The following is a 22,767-nucleotide window of genomic DNA, read 5'->3' on the forward strand; positions in this document are numbered from 1 at the left end:
CAAGATATCTAAAATCTTCCAGGAGTTCGCCCCCGAGTATCTGGATCGATTTGGGGCCTCCATGCCGAAGACCCATCGCAAAACCATCGGCGCCATCCTCTCTTGCCGAACGCAGGCTCATGGGCTGCTCTACTATGAGTGCGAAGCGTGCGGTAAAATCCATGCCTTCTATCGTTCCTGCGGGAACCGCCATTGCCCGGCGTGCCAAAATCATAAGGCCCGCCAGTGGATGGCTCGTCAGATCAAACGGCAGCTCCCGGGCCATCATTTCATGGTGACCTTTACAGTGCCGGAGGAGCTGCGAAATGTGATCCGCTCCAACCAGAAGGCTTGCTATGGCATGATGTTCGCGGCTTCTTCCCAAACCATGTCAGAACTCGTGGACAGGGGACGATGGATGACGGGTAAGGCACCGGGATTTTATGGCGTGCTGCATACCTGGGGACGCCAACTTCAGTATCATCCCCATATCCACTACCTGGTTCCTGGAGGCGCTGTCTCAGACGATGGAAAGACTTGGCACCCCACAAGCGAAGGCTTTTTGCTCCCCTGCAAGGCGCTGTCCGCCCTGTTCCGCAAAAAGTTTAGGGGGCTAATGGAAAAGGCTGGCCTGCTTCACAACGTGTGCCCCGACATCTGGTTTGATGGCTTTAATGTAGACGTCAAACCCGCTGGAGGTGGCCAGGAGTGTATCAAATACCTGACGCCCTATATCTTTAAAGTCGCCATCAGCCAGAGCCGCATCGAAAAGGTCGAATGGCGCGAGGTAACCATCACTTACAAAAAGAAAGGTTCCCGACGCCCCAGGCGACTGACACTTGAGGTGATGGAGTTCATGAGGCGTTACCTCCAGCACGTGCTCCCCACAGGGTTTATGAAAGTGCGGTATTACGGCTTTATGAGTCCGGCGTCGGTTCTCGACCTCAAAGAGGTGCGCAAGCAAGTCATGGATGCCTTGCAGGGTGGGGATATCGTTCCACCACCCCAGGTCCCTGCAAAGCCATCGCTGTGCAAATCCTGCGGAGGCGTGCTCAAATACGTCTGTGGTCTTTATGCTCTGGTTCTTCCACCCGACGATGACGGGTGATGGGGTATTGCCGACAAGCTGAATGTCAAAGAGCTGACTCCATTCCAAGGATCAGAGCCCTTGGGGTGCGCCTTGAGGCATGAACACGCCAAAGCAGGGAGCACGCCGAGCAACAAAACACGAGACAAATCAGTGAAACCGATGCGACGAGTCACCACATAACGTCAATGAAGCAGCCCATCTCGCAACTCAGAGGTGGGCTCCCGCCTGTTTGCTGAAAAGCAATACCCTATAAGACCATCGAGTACCGAAAACCGGGCTTCTTGAACAAAGGATTGATGTGACCTTCGGTCACGAGCAATCCTTAATGTTAGCTTCAAGGTAATAGTGAGACATTTTGTTGGGGCCATGGAATGTCATATGTTTGTTTGAACAAAAACCACTGATTTTCTTTATACTGCGCAAACCTAATTCTGAACTGATAAATTTCTTTAGACAAAAATGAATAAAATAGTGACTCGCCATAAATACTGTCAAATAAAGGCATGACAACATGGTGAATTTTTGTTCCTATCTTGATAATTACGATACAACCCCAAAAGCAACCATTCGTTTCACATATGAGTACCGTATTATCTATTGCTGTTCCCTTAAAATCATACGAACAAGACTCTAACGGGCGAACAAGTTGCGTGTAATTTTCAAAGAATGGAATACTTTTACTTAATACACTTTTTTTGGATTTATCTTTAATATTATCAGTGTAAAATTTTCCTAACACTATTGAACCGATATGTGAGCCGGATGATAATGCATATTTATAACCGAGCATATTGAATAGTGTTAAATATGCAGATTTTATGAGTGATACTAAGGCAGCAAGTCTTAAATCATGATTTATGACAATCTCCCAGTTTGACTCATTAAGAATTTCTTGGTTGACTGAGTTGGTTTTTAGAGCAATATCAACGGAGTTTTCATTACTAAAGACTTTGTATTTGGGAAATATTGCAGGTGTTTTTTTGTAAGCATAAAAATAGGAAAGTTCATTTCCATTGATTTCGATTTTTGGTTTAAGTTTTTTTGAGAGTGATTTGTCAACCAAGACTTCATCTGGTCTTAACGTGTTCTGATTATAAAATATATTAGAAAAATCACTCTCGAAATTTGCTCCGTAAAATTCATCTACATCTTTTCTTTGTATAGTCCATTTCCTGGTTGTGTTTGGAAACGATTTATTGACTATATGAGCTTTACATAAATCTACATTTTCATCTGAATAAAGTATGGGGCAAAAGAAATTTTTGAACTTTGAACCCGTAACACTTTCAAAGTCTTTATTTAAAACAGCGAGTCTCTTAATTACATTATTATCCATATCAGGTTCTCGATGTATAAGAAGCTAACGAGCCTGTAGAATAACCCCTTTTTCAGGAATGCCTCTCCAGGCTGATTTTAAAGTTAACTTTTAAGCCGACAACACAATTCAGCCAACGAAAATACTCACACCATATCTAAACTTTATGTGACACCGCTTGGCGGGGCAGGACCAGATTTTGCTGCCATCAAGTGCCCGTAGATAGCTTCTCAAACAGCATCTTCTTGCTCAACACCAGGCATACCGAGCCAGCTTCCCTATGTTGTGAACCATGGCAAAGAGTTTCCATTGCGTATCGACCTTGTCCCGTCCTCTCAGGGTAAACCGATTCAGCCCGAGGGTACCCCTGATGTTACCGAAGACCGGTTCAATGGTGCCCATGCGCCTGCTGTACCAGAACCTGCCTTTGGGTGTGTCAAAACGCTTAATCATACGACTTATAGGCGTATCCATCTGACGCATGGTGTTGGTGAAGACGGTTACATGCCTGTGTTCGACTTTTTTCCCGCGAATGCATTTGGCTCGAAGCTCACAGACCCTGCAATCCGTTTTCTTTGCCGCGTATGTGATTCCTTTAAGACCTTTCTGGTCTTTAAAGTTGCTGTTTTCAACATAGAGTTCATTTCCGGCCGGGCAGATAAGCTTCTTCTTTTCAGGGTCGTACACAAACTCACTGGCTTTGAAATACTTTGCCTTTTTGACGGTTTTCCGTTTATCAATCGGCCTTTTGTGCCTGTCTGCTGTGGCAAAATTGGGATCTCGTTTTCGAAACTGGTTGTCCGGGATATATGCTTTAATTCTTTCTTCTTCGATCCATTCGAGCCCATCGGATGAATGAAAGCCAGTATCTGCCGTGATGATAGTATCCTCGAGGGCATCGGCATCTCCCTCAGCCAGGTTCATCGTGTCTCGTGCACCATCAATCATATCCTTTAAAAACAAGTGCTCTGTTGATGAGCCATAGGCCTCAGCATGGACAATGACCTGTTTTTTTTCATCTGCGACAGCAATGCCGGTATAGCCCTGAATTACACCATGTGACGTGGCCATCTTAGCGCTTTCATTATCCGTAATGTTACTTTGGATAGGCTTGCCTTGGACTCCGATTTTTTCCTTTCCCTCGTCCAACCAAGCCTGAATCTTGTCCGCTTTCTTTTTAAGGCTTTTGACAGCTTTTTTCTCTTTTGCCGTCATATCAGACCCTTCGTCACCACCTTTATCCTGGGCCTGGTGCTTTTTAAGGATCAACTGAATAGATTTTTCGATCTTTGCCTTTTTGCGATCGAAATCCTCACGGGTTCCGCTCCACTCTTTTGAAGCATTCGAGCTGAGCTTACAGCCGTCAATTGCAAACATCTTTTTGCCGATTAGCCCTTCCATGGAACAGATGGCAATCACTCGGGTCAAAAGAACCGAAATCTCTTGCCCATATGAAGAAATGAATTTTGCAATGGTTGTGAAATGGGGCCGGGTATCACCGGCCAGGGCGATAAAAGTCACATGACACTCACAACAAGATGCAATCCTGCGGCTGGAGATAATGCCCAGGGAATAAGCATACAAAATGACTTTTAAAAGGACGGCAGGGTTATAGGCGGGAGCTCCCGTTTTGTCGTTGCTGTAATGCTTGTCAAAGATCGAAAGGTCAAGTTCGTTATCCACCAAATGATCAATGGCATGAACGAACGTGCCGGGAATGATTTGCTCGTCGAACCGGACTGGAATAAACATCGACTGGGCTTGAGAATAACTTTTGTATCGAGCCATACTCACCTCGCTGATTTATCTAAAGAGAGCATAGCAAATATTAAGCTGTAAATACAGTTTGATACCTTAAAATTTTACTTATTCTACAGGCTCAACGGTGCGCTCAGGGGCGGCAAAATGCGGAGCGAGGTACGAGCACAGCTTTTTGCCGTCCCCTGCAGCGTAGAGTTAGTTACAAATTTTGGAGAATGAACTCAATAACTGCTACAATTAAAACCGGATCTAATTCAACACCTTTCTCTGAAAGTACCAACTCAGAATGTAGGAATTTCGATAGTTCTTCCGAAGAATCGATTTTATTCTTTAAGGCTGAGTCAAGGACACCAACAACCACGTCTGAAAATACACCCGAATTTACAACGTTTTGAATTTTATGTTCTAACATTTATCGACTCCCCTTTCGTGTTAAGGATCAAATACCTAAAGGCTGAAATTTGACAACGGTACAATACCTTAATTAACATCAGCCACCGTCATGAAGGAATTAACGTTTGGCATAAGGCGCGGCGGCTTTTTGCCGTCGCCCTTAATGCCGTGGTTAGGCTCTATTTTGTACAAACATCAAATGCTTCTGTTTTAAAACTCAGAATGTCTACACACTCAGGGTTTGTGCATGTAATTATTTTTTGGAGTTCATCTTCAGAATAGTGCCTACGTAAATTTTTAATTATCATTAATGCTGTTTGGTAGTATCTACACTTATTATTTTCAGTTTCAAGATATGATTCTAATTTTTGTTGAGAAAGTAGAGCTACTTTTTCCGCTTGCTCTTTTTCAGAGTTAACTTGGACAAGTTGAGATTCATACTTTTGTATTGTTCGGTCCAGCCTTCTTTGAATATCTTCTATAATTTCGTTATTATGCGTAATTCTCGAAATTTTAAGTTGCTCAGATTTGTATTTTTGAGAAAAATAGTTTTTTTGTATATTTTTGATAAATTTGATATCTGTCTGCCAAACACCATCAATATTCCAAAGAAGTATACAAATCAAAAAAATCAAACTACTTAAATCCCATAAAAAACTTGAAAATCCATTCTGATTGTTTTTTACCTTTTTAGCAGTTTCAGTTTTTACATTATCGTTCATGTTTTCTACATTCTCATCTTCCAACTTCTAAACTCCTTAATGTTACATTTTACGTAATACTAAGCCTAACTAATTATTAGTGGACAATTTTGTCCAATAACACCCTCACAGAGGGAAATACGGACATTATTGTCTAATATTCTATCAATCCCTGGAAATATGGGACCATCATGTCCTGTATTCCATTTATTGGGAACCGATCTATCCCATAATACCTTCTCACAGGGAAAAACCGAGATCCTTGTCCCATAATCCGCTTCATGTCGGAATACAGGACGATTTTGTCGCATATTCTTATATTTCATGCATTTTCAGACAGTCGCACACGGACAATTGACGTTTTTTATTATTAACAATGTTACCTTTGGGGTTATGCTACGATCATTCAAACATTCAGCTGAATGCTCAACCCAAAGACGACTGCCTGCTTTTCGTCAAACTGGTAAATTCTTACTCTTTGGATTAAACAATTGCAAGGAGGTATTTTTCAGTCCGCTCTCCAACCCTGGCGGTTTGACTAAGTGCGTAACAAAGAGTGCCTAAAACACAACGCCTGTCTGGTGGAAGAGCCTCACCTGGATAGTTTCTGAAAAACGACAACCTCAGGTATATAAGATGTAATCCATCGATTTTTCGAGATCGTCTCACCTTTCGGGCCAGTTGATTGCGCCCACCATATGCGTTATCAGCGCGTTGAGGTAAACCACGACATCTACAGCTCTGATGCCTTGAATAGGGGTACACTCGACCCATGAAATATCCGGGCTTGTTCAACCTGGATCACGCGTTGCATGAACCGGTACTTCCCGGCACACGTGCGAGACATAAGAAAATTTCCGGTACATAGGTATCATCACCGACCTCGGAGATTCGGCGGTGCGCAAGCGCACCCTACCGTTGCCCCCGTCGCATCCGGTCATGCGAACCCCATAGGGTGTACTTTCACACTATTTAACAGGCTCATTATACGGTGTGAAGGGACGCCAAACGCAGGAAACGCCATGGCCGATTCGAAACATCAAAGGGTTACGGTAACCTCTCCCCCATAGCCCTATCCCCCGAATATGATCCTGTTATTTTCATTTGACGGGGGCTGTTGAGGGTGGTAGCCTTAACTTGTCTGACAAGTCGACAAGTATACAAGTTCATCCATCAACAGAAAATGGGAGCCCCCATGAAACGAGCCAGGTTGTCAGAGCAGATCGTAAACGAAATCCAGAGGATGATCCGGGATGAAGGGTTCTCCGACGGAGATCGTTTCTATTCCGAGAACGTGCTGACAAAAAAACTGGATGTGAGCCGGGCCTCGGTGCGCGAGGCCATTCGCATCCTTGAAATATCGGGCAAGGTAACGGTCCGCCAGGGCAAAGGGATCTTTGTGTGCGACCCCATCAGCAAAGGGGTCAACACCTTTGCAGCCTGGCTGCAATCCAACGAGGCGGACCTGCGGGACCACTTTGAGATGCGCCGGATTTTAGAACCCAAGGCCGCGTCCCTGGCTGCGGAAAAGGCCGATGAAAAAGACCTCGAAGCCATGGAGGGTACCCTGGACGCCTTTTCCCGACAGGTGGCCTCGGAAACGCGCGAGGGGATCATCGAGGAAGACAGGATCTTTCACCTGGCCCTGGCCAAATCCACCCGGAACCGCCCCCTGTATATCCTGATGAAGACCATGGCCGAGAGCCTGAGCGAAGGGTGGATCTCCAGTTTGAATATTCCGGGGCGGGCAGAGCGTACCGTTGCCGAGCACAAGGCGATCTTTGATGCCATCAAGGCAAGGGACCCAAAACGCGCCGAAAAGGTGATGACGGCCCACCTGGAGAACGCCGAAAAAGAGATTCTGGATTACATGCAGCGCCAGGGGTAACACCCGGGCCGCAAAAGGAGTACCGATGGGCGTAGTCATTACAACCCTTGTGGAGAATGGACAGGGAGAACACCTGGGGCTGACCTGTGAGCACGGTCTTTCATTTCTCATCGAAAAAGACGGGCAGAGCTTCCTCTTTGATACGGGCAAATCCGATGCATTCCTGAACAACGCCACACAGCTCAACCTGGATCCCTTCCGTGCCGAGACCATCATTTTAAGTCACGGGCATTACGACCACAGCGGAGGGGTCCCCCATTTCCTGAAGAGTCCCTTGCGGCGCAAAGGGGTGGAGCTGGTGGTGCACCCCCATTTTTTCCGGGCCAAATACAGCACGGACGGTGCGCGCACCGAGTTTTTGGGCAACGGGTTTACACGGGCCGAGGTGGAAGCGTCCAAGGGCAGCATCCGGTTCGCAGCCCCGGGCGTGGATGAGATCTCCCCGGGTGTCTATGTCATCTCCGATTTCGACAAAACCCATCCCGAAGAACATGCCAACCCCCGCTTTGTGTTTGAGGAAGCAGGGCAGCTCGTCTCCGATACCTTTGCCGATGAGCTCATGGTGGCCGTGGAAACCGACAAGGGCCTTGTGCTGATACTGGGCTGTGCCCATCCGGGGATCATGAACATGATCGACACGGTGAAAGCTCGCCTTCACAAAACGATTTATGCGGTGGTCGGTGGAACGCACCTCGTTGAGGCCGACGACCGACGCATGACTTCGACCGTTTCCTATCTCAAGGGGCTGGAATGCGCTGCCATCGGCGTGTCCCACTGCACCGGCCCCAAGGCCATGGCAGCCCTTGAGAAGGCGGACGGTCGGTTTTTTCACAACAGGACGGGGAGTTCCTTGAGGATCGGGTAACGCCCCGGGTGATGAGGGAGGTTGAAGTATGGCAAGCGGTTTGTTTCTGTTCGGTATTATTTTTGTCGCCATCGTGGGCATGATCGTGCTTATCTCAAAATTCAAGTGGCACCCGTTTATCGTGCTCATTCTGGCAGCGTATTTTGTGGGGCTCCTGGCGGGCCTTCCCGTGGACAAGACCATCGGGATCATTAAAAAAGGATTTGGAGGGATCTTAGGCAACATCGGCATCGTGATCATCGCCGGTACCATCATCGGCACCATTTTAGAAAAAACCGGCGCGGCCCTCACCATGGCCAACGCCATCCTGGCCCTGGTGGGAAAAAAGAGAGCGCCCCTCACCATGAGCCTCACCGGGTATGTCACCAGCATCCCGGTCTTCTGCGACTCCGGCTTTGTGGTCCTCTCCCCCATCAGCCGGGCCCTTGCGGAGAAATCGGGCATCTCCCTGGCGGTGATGGCAACGGCGCTTAGTTCAGGCCTCTACGCCACCCACTGCCTGGTGCCCCCCACCCCCGGCCCCATCATCATGGCCGGGACTCTTTCGGCGGACCTCGGCCTGGTGATCCTCATGGGATTTCTCGTCTCCATTCCCGTGATGCTGGCCGGTTACATCTACGCCATGAAGGTGGCGGTGAAGTACCAGATCGCGGCGAGTCCCGAGGTCTCCCTTGAAGACCTCCTGGACAAATACGGCAAACTTCCCGGGGCGGTGCACAGCTTTTCTCCCATTGTCCTGCCCATCGTGCTCATTGCCTTAAAGTCCATTGCAGACTTTCCCGCAGCCCCCTTTGGCTCCGGCGTGGTAAAGACCTTCTTTGACTTCCTGGGCAACCCGGTCACCGCCCTTCTGTTGGGGGTCTTTCTGGCCACCAGCCTGATCCCCAAAGAAGAAAAGGGCGCTTCCTTTGCCTGGATCTCCGAAGGGATCCACCACTCGGCCTCCATCCTGGCCATCACCGGCGCGGGCGGGGCGCTGGGACTCGTGCTCCGCGAGCTGCCCCTGGCAGACGTGCTGAGCAACTCCCTGCTCCAGATGCACCTGGGACTTTTGATTCCCTTTATCATCGCCATGCTCCTCAAGACCGCCATGGGTGCATCCACGGTCTCCATGATCCTGACCTCGGCCATGGTGGCCCCCCTCATGGTGCAGATGGGCATGACCTCGGAGCTGGCCAAGGTGCTGGTGGTGCTGGCCATCGGAGCAGGATCCATGACCGTCTCCCACGCCAACGACAGCTACTTCTGGGTGGTCTCCCAGTTCTCGGACATGGACACCTCCACGGCCTACAAGTGCCAGACAGGGGTCACTCTGATCCAGGGCATCGTGGCCATGACCGTGATCCAGGCCCTGGCCATGGTCATGTTGTAGCCTCCGGTGACGAGGGTGGCGAAGCCACGATAACGAAAGCACCTCGAAAGCTCATTGCCCTTGCGCTTTTTCCTTCGTTCATCTGAAAAAAGCGCAAGGGCCTTTGGGTTAACCGTGATGACACCGGCGGATCGTTTTTTTACAAGGTTCGCCTGAATGGACTTTAAAACCTGTTTACCAAACTTTCTTGTCGCGCCGCAGCCCTTGGGCGAAGGCGGATCAAAAGTTTGGCCCCCGGCAGGGCCGCCGGAGGCAAAGATAAGGATAAGGCATGACATTCATTCGTCTGTTTTTCTACAAACGATTTGCCCTCAACGCCTTTGTGCTGCAAGACTATGAAAAGGCCCTGACATACTTCGGTAAGATTGCAGCCCTTTGCCCGGATACCCCGGGAGCTTATTACAACATGGGGCTGTGCCTTATGGGGCTCAAACGGTTTGAAGAGGCCGAGGCTGCCTTTAAAGAGGATGTGCGAAAAAACGGCATGAGCCATGAGCGCTGCAGGGCCTTAGGGGACCTGGGCTACCTCTGGGGAAAAAAGGAAAACGCCATCACGTGGTATGAAAGATGCCGGGCTCTCTCCGACGACCACCCGGATTCGCCCTGGCTGGATCGCCGCCTGGCCCTGATCGCTTCCGTCAACGACATGGCCCCCTTGCAGGAGTCTCAGCGCCTCCTTGAGGAGGGCATCGCCTGCATGGCAAAGAAGAAAAACGCCGTGGCCGAAAGCGCCTTTGAAAAGGCTGTAGCCAAGGATCCCACCAACATCCAGGCCCTCAACAACCTGGGGGTGCTTCGCATGGAGGTAAACCGGGACCCCGAAGGGGCGGCTGCCTGTTTTCGCCAGATCACAACCCTGTCCGGCGCCCCTTTGTATGCTGAAAATCTCAAAAAAGCCCTGAAATCCGAGTCCTGAAAACTATGGAGGCCGCACACCCATGAACCAGACCATCCAAGACGCACAAACCATCTTCCAGGCCGCCCTCTCCGATGTGGACCCCGAAGGGCTCATCCACCAGAAACTCTCCCTTGAAGGAAGCGTCCTCACCGTTCAGGCAGATGGCGAGCCCCTCACCTTCGACCTGGACCAGTACCACCGCATTCTGGTGGTGGGGGTGGGCAAAGCGTCGGCCCGCATGGCCCTGGGCGTGGAGCAGGTTCTGGGAACGCGCATCACCGACGGGCTGGTGGCGGTGAAATACGGCCACACCGAACCCACCTCCCGCGTGCGCCTGCTTGAGGCCGGACATCCGGTGCCCGATGCAAAAAGCGTGGAGGCAGCCCGATCCATCGTCTCCCTCTGCCGCGATGCCGACGAAAAGACGCTGGTCATCAACCTCATTTCAGGCGGGGGGTCCGCCCTTATGTGCTGCCCCTATTCGGACAGCGGGCTCTCTCTGGAAGACAAACAGCAGGTCACCCAGGCGCTGCTGGCCTGCGGCGCCGAGATCCAGGAGATCAACTGCATCCGCAAGCACCTCTCCGGAGTCAAGGGGGGCCGCCTGGCCCAGGCCCTTTACCCGGCGGACTCGTTGAACCTGATTCTCTCGGACGTGGTGGGGGACCACCTGGACGCCATCGCCTCGGGCCTCACTGCCCCGGACCCGTCCAGCTTTTCCCAGGCCGTGGCCATTGTGGACAAATACACCATCCACGACGCCCTGCCCCCAAAGGTCCTCGATTTCCTGACCAAAGGAAGCAAGGGAGAAATCCCTGAAACACCGGGGGCGTCGGACCCCGCCTTTGCGAAGACCCGAAATATGCTCATCGGCTCCAACTTCCAGGCGCTGAAAGCAGCCCGCAGCAAAGCCCGGGACCTGGGGTACAACGCCATCATCCTCTCCTCCCAGATGACAGGAGAGGCCCGTGAGGCTGCCAAATTCTACCTGGGTATTGCCTCGGAACAACTCAGGAACCGAACCCTGGCCCCAGCCCCCGCCTGCATCATCGCCGGGGGAGAGACCACGGTGACCATGAAAGGAGACGGCACAGGCGGTCGCAACCAGGAGATGGCCCTGGCCTTTCTCAACGAGCTCAAGAACCGACCCGAGCTCCACGACCACGTGGTCTTCCTCTCCGGGGCCACGGACGGCAACGACGGCCCCACCGACGCCGCAGGGGGCATTGCCTCGGCCCATGGCCTGGAAGTGGCCCGGGAAGCCGGGGTCAACCTCCAGCACCATCTGGACACCAACAACAGCTACAACGCCCTTGAACAAAGTGAAGCTCTTCTCAAAACCGGGCCCACCAACACCAATGTCTGCGATGTGCAGGTGCTGATCGTGACATAGAACGTACAAAAACCAAAAACATGCCTCCGGCGGCAAGGTGAGCCACCTTGAAAGCAAATTGCGAATGTGCTTTCCCCATCGCTTGTCGCGCCGTAGCCCACAGACGGCGGAGGCATGGTAAAACGTCGACAAAGGCGTAGGCGGATTCCTCGGGGAAAATCACATTCGCCTTCAAGACATTATCTATTCAAGTTATTTTCTGTTCGATTTTCTCCCCCTTCGAACTTAGAGCCTAAAATCTGGAGCGCCGCACTCCGGTGCGGCAAAAGTGCCCCCGGCCAACAAGCCGCACATCCCAACACATCCTCACTTACCCCCTCCAGAATGTCGTTAGCCCGGATATTTCATGCGAAAACGACCAGATCAAAGCAATGCCTTACCGCTGCGTATCAAAAAAAACAGCCTCCGGTGGCAAGGTATGCCTCCTTCAAAGCCGATTGCCAATGCGCTTTGGCCATCGGCCTGTTTACATTCCCCCCGCCCCCCCTTGTCCCCTGGAGCGCCGCACTCCTGTGCGGGTCGCGACGGACTAAAAAGCCGCACCGGAGTGCGGCGCTCCGTTTCGGTCGATTTTTCTGGATTTTTTCGAACGTCGCAACACCTCCTCTTTCCTCCACCCGAGAGATCTTTTCCGATATTATTAATCCCCTTTCCCCCCAGCCTCCTCCAAGATGTTTGCCAAGACAAAAAAAGCAAATAACTCTTAAGAATCCGCAACAAAGTAAAAGGTTTTATTCTGCCGCGCTGGTATCTCTGAATCACACCCTTGCCTCTTCACCATGGACGCATCGTCCCTGACCGTAAAAGGGCATCGCAACCACTGCAAAACAAGGCGATCCGAACCAATAAAACCATTGCACAACCGGCGAAACGCTCCGGGCGTCGTCGTTTATGTCACCCGTTTCTAAACGCGTGACGAAAGAATCCATTCTAATTTCGGAGGAAAGTATGAAACAAAAAGCCATTCCCAGAATGATCCTTGCCGCCCTGTCGTGTGTGTTTCTCTTCTCATCCCATGCCGTTGCCGGCCTTACCGGTCAAACGGGTTACGATGTCTACGATTCCACCATGGCGACCATGACCGGAAAATCCTACTCCGGGGGTATCGACATCGTCTACTCCCAGCAGGCAACCGGCACGGCTGCTGCCAAGGCCCGAAGCATCCTCAAGTGTGAAGACGGCACCTGGGACGGAAGCAACAAAAGCGTCCAGGTCAACATGTACTCGTACCTTGGTGGCCACCTTCTGACCCTTGCCGATGTTAACCCTTACGGATCAGGTATTTACTGCCAGGCCGTCAAAGTCGACCCCACCCCCCTTGCCAACGGCAACCGTACCGTCTGGTTCTCCATGACCGGCAACGGCTCAGGGGACGGAGACTGGTACTCCGTGGTCGTTGATGAAGATTTCACCACGGTGCAGGTTGCGGCAGCCTCTGAGTTCTCCCAGCCGGGGTGCTGGGAGGTGGAGTGGAGTACCGACTCCACCCTTGGAAGCGTTCCCTTTTTTGCGGGCAAAGAGACCAACGCCTGGACCGAGCCCCACGCCATCTACATCCGCTCCGGTGGCTCCCTCCAAAAAATCGTGGACGTAGGCGGCTACTCCTGTGGGTTTGCCTTTGACGACGAGGGCAACCTTTACACCGGCACCTACACGACCTCAGGCCCCACGGACAGGCAATACGTCCGGCTCTACTCCGCGGCACAAATTCGAAACGCAGTAACCAACAGCACCACCCTCACCGCCTCGGACGCCATCAGCACCATTCCCATCCCCGCCGGAGGCAACTCTGCCGATACCTACCTCGGGGCTAACGACCTGGAAAGAGATCCCGACGGCAACATCTACGTCACGGCCAACGGGTCATGGAACGCCAACTTTAACTCAGACCTGGGATTTGTCTTCCGTATCGACGCATGTACGGACATCAACAACCCGCCCACCTCCATGACGAAAATTGCAAACGGCTCTTTTGATTCCGCCAAAACCGACTGGCAGAAAAGCCTTGCCTACGACGGTGCCTCCAACCTCGCCGCAGGGGGCCATTACAACCCCACCAGCTCATCCATGACCGGCAACCGCCTCTACGTGGACCAGGACTTTGCCTGGGGCAGCGGCGGGCCGGACGTCGTGAGCGGCCTCGGTGACGATGCCAACAGCGATTCGGACAGCATCCCGGACTGCTTTGACAACGCCTACCTCACGGCCAACGCCAACCAGATCGATGCGGACCTGGATATGTACGGCAACATGGCGGATGGGGATTTTAACAATGACGGGTACTGGAACTCAACTGACAATGGCTTGCTCAGCTTGTTCATGAACACCAGCAATCCTGTGTACGATATGAATTCCGATGGGACCGTTGACGCGGCAGATCAGACCCTTTTTGACGCCAAAAATCCCTCACAAGCCCCGTATTATTAATGGGTAAAATCACTCGGAGCAGACCCTAAACATAAGCTCAACGAGTTTACAGGGTGCACCCTGCCGCATCACGGACGGGGTGCACCATATAAACAAGCTCTCCCCCAAAAAATCTGAATGCTTGCCGATTGATTCAGCGTTAATATTTTTTCTATGTATGGAGTCCACTTTATGAAATTCTGCCTCTCACAAAAAATCAGTCTATGTATATCAGCCCTGATTGTTTTTGCTCTTGTACTCGGCTTTGCCGGGTTTCTGCTCGTCAGTCCCCCCCAGCATGATACCACCAAGGAAACAGAGACAGTTCAGGCCTCCCCTAAGCAACCAGAGAAAAATTCCCACCTTCCGGCCCAAGCAGAACCCCTTGTGGAAAAAACGCACGCCCAAGTCCCCCCCCCTCTCCCCCCTGAGCCGACCTTGCTTCAAGACCTGTCCGAGGAGTTCACATCCTATGCCCTGAAGACAACGGATGCGGAAAAAATCCGTGTGGAAACAAGCCAGACAGACGGCAGGGGCTACGTGGCATTCATGGCGCGTCAGGAAGGGTTTGAACGGGGCATCCCCACCGTCATGCAGGAACTGGCGCAGGTTTATCTGGATACCTTCACAGACGCCCCGGCCATTACCCTTTCCCTGGTAATCGGAGGCGGTATCAAGGGGCAGATGACCTTTCTGCGCGATGAGGATGGCGCGGCGGTCCTGCCGGAGCGCTATGGAGCCCAAGCCATGGAGTAAAAGCCATCCATGCGCAACATAAAAAAGTGCACCACCAAGCAAATAAGTCCGTATCATCCGCAAATTATTAAAAGGTTGCGTCTCGGTTCTCTGGTATCACTGAACAACCCGAGAAAGACAGAAAGGATTGCACCTGGCCCAGACGCATTCACCCTATCGGACTGCCGCCAATGCATTGAACATCCCAAGGCTTTCGGCAAGCACCGGCGCAACCGCAACCGTGTGGTCGTGTATTGCCTTAATATCCTCTGCCTCAGGTCCCCTCCCCCCAGGCAAAGCGTACAGAGACGCCGCTATTGCAGACACTTATACTGCAACCGGCCATAATCCACATATGTCGGACGAAAATTTGGGAGGTGCCCAATGAACCCCTTCAGCCGCCTGTTCTTCTTGACCACTTGCTTCCTGTTCATCTTTTTCTCCCTTTCATCGGCATCCCCCGTGCCCGATACAGGCCAAAGCCTGTGCTACGACGATGCCGGTAACGAGATTGACTGCGCTGGCTCAGGGCAGGACGGATCTGAATCTATCAATCCCATGTCCTACGAAAAACTGGATGATGAGGGATATGTGCTCTCCCCGGAAGCAACAACCTGGGCTGCTGTCCGCGACAAGGTCACCGGGCTTGTCTGGGAGGTAAAAAGCGACGCCAACAAAAAGCTGAAATACTTCTGGGGCGCTGCGCCTTCGGAATCATCGGATCTCTATGTTGACGATTTTCTTCAGACTCTAAACACCAAACAATATGCGGGGTGTAACGACTGGCGCATGCCGACGATTTATGAGCTTGCAGCCTTAGGAAGTCACATCGACGACGACACCGAAGACATAGTAAAAACCGACACTGACTATTTTCCCAATACGAATCTGGATACCTTTTACTGGTCCTCCTCACCCTATATATCGGAATTTCCATCCGTAGGGGCTTTTGACTTCAGAAAGTTTCTTACAGCCTGCGGATTTACACACGATATAACGTATCCGGGCATAGGCCTGATACCGGGAAGCAAACAAGCCCTATGTTTTCGTGCCGTCAGTGGAATGCCACAGGAAGGAATAGCTCGTTTCCATCAAAATCAAGGAGAGTTCACCGTAACGGACACCGAAACAGGGCTGATGTGGGAACTCGAGTCGGCTGATAAATATGCCACTGGAACTTTTGACTGGGATGGGGCCCTTGAGTACTGCAACACCTTGACTCTTGACGGATATCAGGACTGGCGGCTGCCGACAATGAAAGAAATCTTGTCCATCATCAATTGCAACGCCACAGAAAACTACCTTTACTCGGAAATTTTCAAAAACACAAAAGCTGGTCAAACCGATCAATACTGGACCTCGACATTTTCTAAAATGCCAGCGCCAAATGAGACAAAAGCCCCACTATGCATATCCTTCCATAATTATGGGATATACAGCGGAAAAAGAGGACTACACGCCATCGCAGTGAGAGGAGGGCAAACCGTTATCGACGGAAACCTGTTGATGACATCTCCCGCCCAAGGGGAATGCCTTGAAGCCGGTAACATGAAACGCATCATTTGGAATAAAGGTGAACAGGCCTTACAAGGCAATATATCGATCTCACTATCCACTGATGGGGGAAAATCCTATGAGTTCATAATCCAAAACACAGAAAATGACGGAGAGTACCTGTGGAATATCCCACCCGAACTCAATTCGGTTAACTGCATGCTTAAACTCACCCCCCTTGAACAAAGTCAAGCTTATAAGGGCACCACCCAAGGGCTGTTCAAGGTGGGACCTCTATTAGGAATCCAGGTGGGCGAACCGACAGGTAAAACACACGAGGACGGTTCTTCTGCAACGTTTCCTGTCCGCCTGAAAACCCAACCCGACGGAACGGTCGTTCTCTCCATTGAAAGTGACAATCCTTTAGAAGGAATTGTCTCCCAAGGCAATACGCTGACTTTTGAACCCGATGATTACGGCCAGCCGCAACTCGTGATGTTCGAAGGAATCGATGATGATATTGCCGACGGATCGGTTGCCTACCATGCCTGTATCACAGTGGACCAGGGACTGACCTCGGATGAAACAGGTTATAAAAACTGCGATCCCATCCTGCTTTCACTTGTCAATGGTGATGATGACACGGCGTCGCTTGTGGCCAGTCAGATAAGCAATGTGGTCTTAGAAAACGGGCCACCGGAATCATTCACTGTCAGGATAACCTCCAAGCCAACCCATCCTGTCATTGTCACGCTCAACACCCCATACCCTGATGAGTGCCACTTCAGCCCGACATCACTGACGTTCAACCCGGCAACGTGGAACGCAACTCAAACAGTCACGGTAACCGCCCTGGCAGACAACAGCCCGGACAATGATATGACGTTTGACATAGAACTGAAAATCGACAAGGAAAAAACGTTTGATACAAGCGGGTACACTGGCCTACAGCCTGTAAAAGTCCCAGTAACAACCATAAACACTGATCCGGGCATACGGTTAACTCACCATATTACGGGAATACCCCATTGCCACAAAATTTCAGAAAGCGGCCTGACCTCAAGCTTTTCAGCTAAGCTGATTCTGCCACCCGACAATACAGTCGTTGTGGACATCGCATGCTCAGACCCATCCGAAGGAAGAGTCTCACCGCAACAATTGACATTCACACCCACAAACTGGGAAATGAATCAATTAGTTACCATCATAGGTGTTGACGACAAGGAAATTGACAAAGAGCAAGAATTTCAAATTGAGGTATCGGTCAATGCATCCGCGACACGAGATGCTACAGGGTACAAGAAAGTGACCCCGTTGGTAATCCAGCCGGTCCGCAACGCAGACGACAACGACTGGGAAAACATCGGCATGGCCGTCAGCGACATCTCCGGAACCGTGACCGAAAACGGCGGTTCCGCAACCTTCCACGTGGCCCTGGCCACCGTGCCCAATGGGGACGTCATTGTAGATGTCACGAGCAGCAACGAAGCCGAAGCCTCCGTCTCACCTGCTACCCTTGTCTTTGCCCCCGAGACCTGGAATGAAAAAAAGACGGTGACGGTCACCGGTGTTCCGGACAGCAAGGAGGACGGTGAAAAAGAGGTGACTGTTCAGCTATCCGTCAACGGAGCCTCCTCAGACACCACCGGGTACAAAGACACCGCAGCCACCAAGGTCCCCTTCAAGAGCAGCGACGCCCCGTCATCCTCCGACAATGTATCCAAGAGTCCCGAAGCCCAGGGCCAAGACACCGGAGGCGGTTGCTTTATCCAATCACTGCATCACGGTCTGCCGTAATGCGTGACGCCATGAGCCCTCCGGTGACACAGCCGAAGGGCTCGTGGGCGCTCCTCCCGGTGCAATGCCCCATATATGTGAACATTCATTTTCACTCACTCGTTTTAGGTTTCCCATGAAGAAAAAACACATTGCCCTTGCCCTGATTCTCTGGAGCCTTCCTTTGCTCCCCGTATGGGCCTTTGGCGTTACCGACACCGGACAGACCACCTGCTTTGACAACGAAGGAAACGCCATTGCCTGCCCCTCTCCGGGCCAGCCCTTCTACGGCCAGGACGGCAACTTCCTCATCAACCCACCGTCCTTTTCAAAAACAGACAGCGACAAAACGGTCACAGACCATGCCACCGGCCTGACCTGGGAAGTAAAAACAGCGGCCAGTTTAGAAGAAACCGTCACCCAGACCGAGGCCCTGGCGTACATTGATGGGCTCAACGCCGAGGCATTCTGCGGGCACCGGGACTGGCGACTGCCAACCATCCTTGAGCTTCACGCCATGGTCGACTTCGAACATGACGGCCCGGCAGTCGACACCGACTTTTTCCCCAACACCCAGAAGACGCGTCACTACTGGTCGTCAACAACCAGCGAAGTGGAGGGCGTTACAAAGTATTACCTCCTCAATTTTGATCTCGGACACGTTTCCAACACCACCAACCCGGATACGGCGGCCACAGTCCGTGCCGTAAGGGGCGCCCCCCTGACCAACCCGAGCCGATACCACCTCAACATGGACAATACGGTTACCGATTTCAACACCGGCCTCATCTGGGAACTGAAGACCCAGGAGAACACCAGCGACAAATGGCACCAGCACATGGCGGCAGCGTACTGCAACGATCTGGAAATCGGCGGTTACACCGACTGGCGACTGCCCACGATCAAAGAACTCCTGACCTTGATCGATTACACCAGGACAGAACAGCCCATGCTCCATATGCCCGTTTTCACGAACTCAGTCATTGCCTTCCACAGCGAAATATCGGCGTGTTACTGGTCCTCCACAACATCGGTTACGCCTGTTATCCAGACAGGAAAAAAAACCATGGCATGGGCCGTTGATATACAGCACGGTGTCACCAAACGTGGCTTTAAGACCTCCCAGGACAACAGCGGGGACGCCTTCCGGGTTCGAGCCGTCAGGGGAGGACAGGCCTTGCAGCCGGGGGGCCTTGTCATCACAAACCCTAAACCCGGTTCCACCTGGCACAAAGGGGATACCATGCTGATCACCTGGGAGAACCCGAGCCCGGAGATCCCCGGCAATGTCGCCATTGCCATCTCCTGCGACGGTGGAAAGTCCTTTGCCTCCATAACGGATGACACGCCAAGCGACGGAGCGTATTCCTGGACCGTCACCGAACAGGACGACGTCAACGGAGTCCTTAAAATAATGCCCCTTCACGGGGCTTATGCAGCCAGAGGGGCCAGCACGGGCATCTTTTATACTGAGTGCAGAAAATACCTCTGCGCCATCCCCCATGACGACACAACCCGGGAAATCGGGTCCCAGGCAGTCATCGACGTCAAGCTGAGCACGGCCCCTGAAAACACCGTGGCCTTTGATGTGACCTGCTCCGACGACACCGAAGCCAGGGTCACGCCCAAAGCCCTCTTTTTTTCATCGGAAAACTGGTGCGACACCCAGTACGTCACGGTCACCGGCAAAGACGACACCGAGGCCGACGGCAACCAGGATTATTACGTCAACGTCTCCGTCAACACAGAGTTCACAAAGGATACCAGCGGCTTTGCTGCTCTGGCGCCCACACAGGTATCCTTTACAAACATCGACGACGACACAAAGCAAAGCGATGGGGAAGGGTCCGTGAAGGCGGCAGACGGGGATACATCCGGGGGGTGCTTTATCGGTTGCCTTGAAACGCTATGAGCATAAAAAGGCCGAACCAACGGCACGTTCATGCCCTCTTTACCGGCCACGGATTGCCCAGTCCGGGGCCCGGATGTGGCGACGCCACGTTGGCTGCAAAGCCCTCGGCCCCCGGAGCATCTGGCTCCGGGGGCCCTGCCGGATGAACGCCATCATGGTTCCCCCCGACAAAGAGAATCAACCCCGCAATTTATTCACAACATACCGCAACTATGTCCCAGCTTTTTACTCAGAAATTGACTATCGTGACCGCCATGCACCTCACACACGACGAAGGACGCATCATATGATCAAACTGATGAGCACATTATGGAACGACGAAAGCGGAGCCACCGCCATTGAGTACGGCCTCATCGTCGGGGTGATGGCCGCGGTTCTCGTGGGCGCCCTCAACCTCTTCGGCACCCAGCTCACCGAATTGTTCACCGCCATCTCCGACAAGCTGGGCAACGCGGCACAGACCGTGGCAACCTCCGACGAATCCTCCGGGACGTATTAGTCGCCATGAACAGCGCATGGGCATGTGCCGCACTCTTTACAGCGGCCCTCTGCACGGACCTCCAGGAAAGGGTCATCCCCAACACCCTCACCCTTTCTGCGGCCCTGGGGGGACTTGCCTTCCACACCCTCCAGTCCGGAGCACCCGGGGCCCTCTGGAGCGTGCAGGGCGCCCTCACAGGCCTTGCATGCCTCTTCATTCCCTTTGTACTGGGGGGAGTGGGCGGGGGAGATGTCAAGCTGCTGGTGGCCACGGGGACCTGGGTCGGAGCTTATGCCCTCTTTTCGATCTTTCTCTACGGCGCCATGGCAGGGGGAACCATGGCCCTTGTGCCGTATGTAAAACACCAAAAAGAGAGACGATGCGGCAACAAACCCGCTGGTCCATGGACCAGGCCATCTGCCACCATGCCCTATTCCCTGGCCATGGCCGCGGGCTATGCGGCGTACCTGCTCATGGGCAAGGTCCCCCTGGGATGAGGGGACGGGCATACAAAGGCAACAACAGGGGCGCTGTGGTCGTGGAATTTTCCCTGCTGCTCCCCATCCTGTTGATGATCCTGTTTCTCATCATCGAGTACGGCTGGTATTTCACCACCCGGATCGTCCTCACCGATGCCGTGTACACAGGGGCCAAGGCCGCCGTGGAGGCGCGGGAGTGGAACGCCTACGGAGAAGACCCCGAAGCATTCGCTCGCAAGGCCGTGGCCGATGCGTTCTGGGTTTATAAGCTGAATCAGGACAAAGACATCCGGGTCACCATCACGGCCAGGGATGCCGAAGGCCCCCGGCGCATCGAGGTCAGCGTGCCTGCCCTGAAGGCCAGCCAGCTCACCGGCTTTCTGCCCGAGTTCATGGTGCCCACGAAGCTGAATGCACGGGCCGTCATGGTGTTTCACGATATTTAAAGAGGGGCATGCTCCTCAGTTGAAATCGACTATCATACGATGACGTTCCATTGAGCCGAATTCGTCCTCAAAACCTGTTTGTCAAACTTTTTTAGTAACTATTCAGCTTGCCTCCGGCGGGTCGCTTTTTTGAAAAAAAGCTCCGCAAAAAACTTTCCGGTTGGCAGAAAGATTAGAACAGTCAAAATCGCTGAAATTCATCCCAAAGCTGTCAAGACCTGTTTGTCAAACCCAGATCATAAAAGTTTGGCAAAAGTTTGGCCCCCGGCAAGGCCGCCGGAGGCTTTTTTGTCCTGAATAGTCACGAAGAAAAAGAGGCACCCATGCGACACATTCGAGGCATCATCGCACTGATCCTGGCCGTCACCTTAGGGGGCATTGCCTCCTTGGCGGTCTTAAAAAGCTTCAGCACATCGGCTGCGGCTCCCCCAGCGGTTCATGCCCCGACCGTGGTCAAAGCGCCCCCCTCTTATACCCGAAGCATCCCGCCGGGCCTTAGGGCCATCAGCGTGCAGGTCACGTCCACGTCAGGGCTCTCCAAAAAGCTGAAACATGGTGACATCGTCGATGTCATTGTCACGAGCAGCGACCCCAAGGAGAAATTCGCCCACCTCTCCCGGGTCGTGCTGCAACGGGTCACCATCCTCAGCGCTTACCCGGAAACCGAAACATCCGCCAAGGCCCGCACCTTCACCAAGGCCTGGAACGTCAGCCTCCTCGTCACGCCGGAGCAAGGGGCGGCCCTGAGTTCTGCCGCCGCATCCGGGGAGATCTCCCTTCTGGCCGTCAACCCGGAGGACCACCAGCCCGTGGAAAGATACAACGCCGGGTTTTCTCCCCACTCCGGGGTGCACCAGCTCCAGAAACCCGAAGACTTAAGCGCCGAGATCCCCGAGGGCTTACGGGCCATCACCCTCACCGTCCGGGAAGACGACGGCATCTGCAGCGTCTTTGAACGGGGGGACCGGGTTGATCTCATCGGGACAAGCAAAATCGGCGGGTTTACCGGGGACACGGACAACCCCGGCTCCGAAGGGGTGGCCACCGCCTTTCACCACTCCTCGAAAACCCTGCTCCAGAACATCGAGGTGCTCAGCTCCGAAAAGGTGCTGAACAACCTGCCGTCCCCGGGGCAGTCCGCCCACCGGGTCACCTTGCTGGTAAAACCCCATGAGGCCGAAATGATCGCGGCGGTGTCCGACGCCTCGCAAAAAACCGTCTTCCGGCTCATCAGCAGGAACCGGTCCGATAAAACACGCACCGACACTCAAGGGGCGTACGTCATCGATATGCTGGCCCATAAAAAAGAGGTCCACCGCGTCACCATTTACCGAAAAACAAAATCGTCCAACAAAATATTCTATACCCACGACTAGCGGAGCC

Annotated in this window: 18 protein-coding genes; 14 read left to right on the forward strand and 4 right to left on the reverse strand. The window is 52.6% G+C overall.

Features of this window, described 5'->3' with window-relative positions:
* A partial coding sequence (locus MSL71_RS19180; RefSeq protein WP_180143543.1) for an IS91 family transposase occupies positions 1–1,087 on the forward strand: 1,087 nt, incomplete at its 5' end.
* A 316-nt stretch (positions 1,088–1,403) separates the two neighbouring features.
* Here MSL71_RS19180 and MSL71_RS19185 read toward each other — a convergent pair.
* From MSL71_RS19185 to MSL71_RS19200, 4 genes are all read right to left on the reverse strand, one after another.
* On the reverse strand, positions 1,404–2,405 hold the full coding sequence (locus MSL71_RS19185) for a hypothetical protein (protein WP_180143545.1): 1,002 nt from the start codon (positions 2,403–2,405) through the stop codon (positions 1,404–1,406).
* 228 nt (positions 2,406–2,633) lie between these two features.
* The gene (locus tag MSL71_RS19190; RefSeq protein ID WP_180143547.1) at positions 2,634–4,172 is read right to left on the reverse strand and encodes an IS1182 family transposase; all 1,539 of its coding nucleotides are present in this window, start codon (positions 4,170–4,172) and stop codon (positions 2,634–2,636) included.
* Between the two features lie 172 nt (positions 4,173–4,344).
* Positions 4,345–4,557: a hypothetical protein gene (locus tag MSL71_RS19195; protein WP_180143550.1), complete on the reverse strand. Its 213-nt coding sequence runs from the start codon at positions 4,555–4,557 to the stop codon at positions 4,345–4,347.
* 160 nt (positions 4,558–4,717) lie between these two features.
* A complete protein-coding gene (locus tag MSL71_RS19200; protein WP_180143552.1) occupies positions 4,718–5,284 on the reverse strand; it encodes a hypothetical protein in 567 nt (188 codons plus the stop codon).
* Positions 5,285–6,434: 1,150 nt separating this feature from the next.
* Here MSL71_RS19200 and MSL71_RS19205 point away from each other — a divergent pair.
* From MSL71_RS19205 to cpaB, 13 genes are all read left to right on the forward strand, one after another.
* Positions 6,435–7,127, forward strand: a complete 693-nt coding sequence (locus tag MSL71_RS19205; RefSeq protein ID WP_180143554.1) for a FadR/GntR family transcriptional regulator — start codon at positions 6,435–6,437, stop codon at positions 7,125–7,127.
* 25 nt (positions 7,128–7,152) lie between these two features.
* Positions 7,153–7,992: an MBL fold metallo-hydrolase gene (locus MSL71_RS19210; protein ID WP_180143556.1), complete on the forward strand. Its 840-nt coding sequence runs from the start codon at positions 7,153–7,155 to the stop codon at positions 7,990–7,992.
* Positions 7,993–8,020: 28 nt separating this feature from the next.
* Positions 8,021–9,364: a GntP family permease gene (locus tag MSL71_RS19215; protein ID WP_180143558.1), complete on the forward strand. Its 1,344-nt coding sequence runs from the start codon at positions 8,021–8,023 to the stop codon at positions 9,362–9,364.
* 271 nt (positions 9,365–9,635) lie between these two features.
* Positions 9,636–10,280: a tetratricopeptide repeat protein gene (locus tag MSL71_RS19220; protein ID WP_180143560.1), complete on the forward strand. Its 645-nt coding sequence runs from the start codon at positions 9,636–9,638 to the stop codon at positions 10,278–10,280.
* A 22-nt stretch (positions 10,281–10,302) separates the two neighbouring features.
* Positions 10,303–11,655 (forward strand): glycerate kinase type-2 family protein, encoded by a 1,353-nt coding sequence (locus MSL71_RS19225; protein ID WP_180143563.1) that lies wholly within the window; start codon positions 10,303–10,305, stop codon positions 11,653–11,655.
* Positions 11,656–12,603: 948 nt separating this feature from the next.
* On the forward strand, positions 12,604–14,082 hold the full coding sequence (locus tag MSL71_RS19230; protein WP_180143565.1) for a hypothetical protein: 1,479 nt from the start codon (positions 12,604–12,606) through the stop codon (positions 14,080–14,082).
* A gap of 417 nt (positions 14,083–14,499) precedes the next feature.
* Positions 14,500–14,817 (forward strand): hypothetical protein, encoded by a 318-nt coding sequence (locus tag MSL71_RS19235; protein ID WP_180143567.1) that lies wholly within the window; start codon positions 14,500–14,502, stop codon positions 14,815–14,817.
* A gap of 363 nt (positions 14,818–15,180) precedes the next feature.
* Positions 15,181–18,087, forward strand: a complete 2,907-nt coding sequence (locus MSL71_RS19240) for an Lcl C-terminal domain-containing protein (RefSeq protein WP_180143569.1) — start codon at positions 15,181–15,183, stop codon at positions 18,085–18,087.
* 115 nt (positions 18,088–18,202) lie between these two features.
* Positions 18,203–19,978, forward strand: a complete 1,776-nt coding sequence (locus MSL71_RS19245; protein WP_180143571.1) for an Lcl C-terminal domain-containing protein — start codon at positions 18,203–18,205, stop codon at positions 19,976–19,978.
* A 286-nt stretch (positions 19,979–20,264) separates the two neighbouring features.
* Positions 20,265–20,477 (forward strand): Flp family type IVb pilin, encoded by a 213-nt coding sequence (locus MSL71_RS19250; RefSeq protein WP_092212348.1) that lies wholly within the window; start codon positions 20,265–20,267, stop codon positions 20,475–20,477.
* Positions 20,478–20,482: 5 nt separating this feature from the next.
* A complete protein-coding gene (locus MSL71_RS19255) occupies positions 20,483–20,956 on the forward strand; it encodes an A24 family peptidase (RefSeq protein ID WP_180143573.1) in 474 nt (157 codons plus the stop codon).
* A gap of 41 nt (positions 20,957–20,997) precedes the next feature.
* Positions 20,998–21,384 carry a TadE/TadG family type IV pilus assembly protein gene (locus MSL71_RS19260; protein WP_180143575.1) on the forward strand — a complete coding sequence of 129 codons (387 nt, stop codon included), beginning with the start codon at positions 20,998–21,000 and terminating at the stop codon, positions 21,382–21,384.
* Positions 21,385–21,707: 323 nt separating this feature from the next.
* Positions 21,708–22,760, forward strand: a complete 1,053-nt coding sequence (cpaB, locus tag MSL71_RS19265; RefSeq protein ID WP_180143577.1) for a Flp pilus assembly protein CpaB — start codon at positions 21,708–21,710, stop codon at positions 22,758–22,760.
* Positions 22,761–22,767 lie beyond the last annotated feature (7 nt).

This window comes from Desulfoluna butyratoxydans (genome assembly GCF_900699765.1).
In the GTDB taxonomy this organism is placed as follows: Bacteria; Desulfobacterota; Desulfobacteria; order Desulfobacterales; family Desulfolunaceae; genus Desulfoluna; species Desulfoluna butyratoxydans.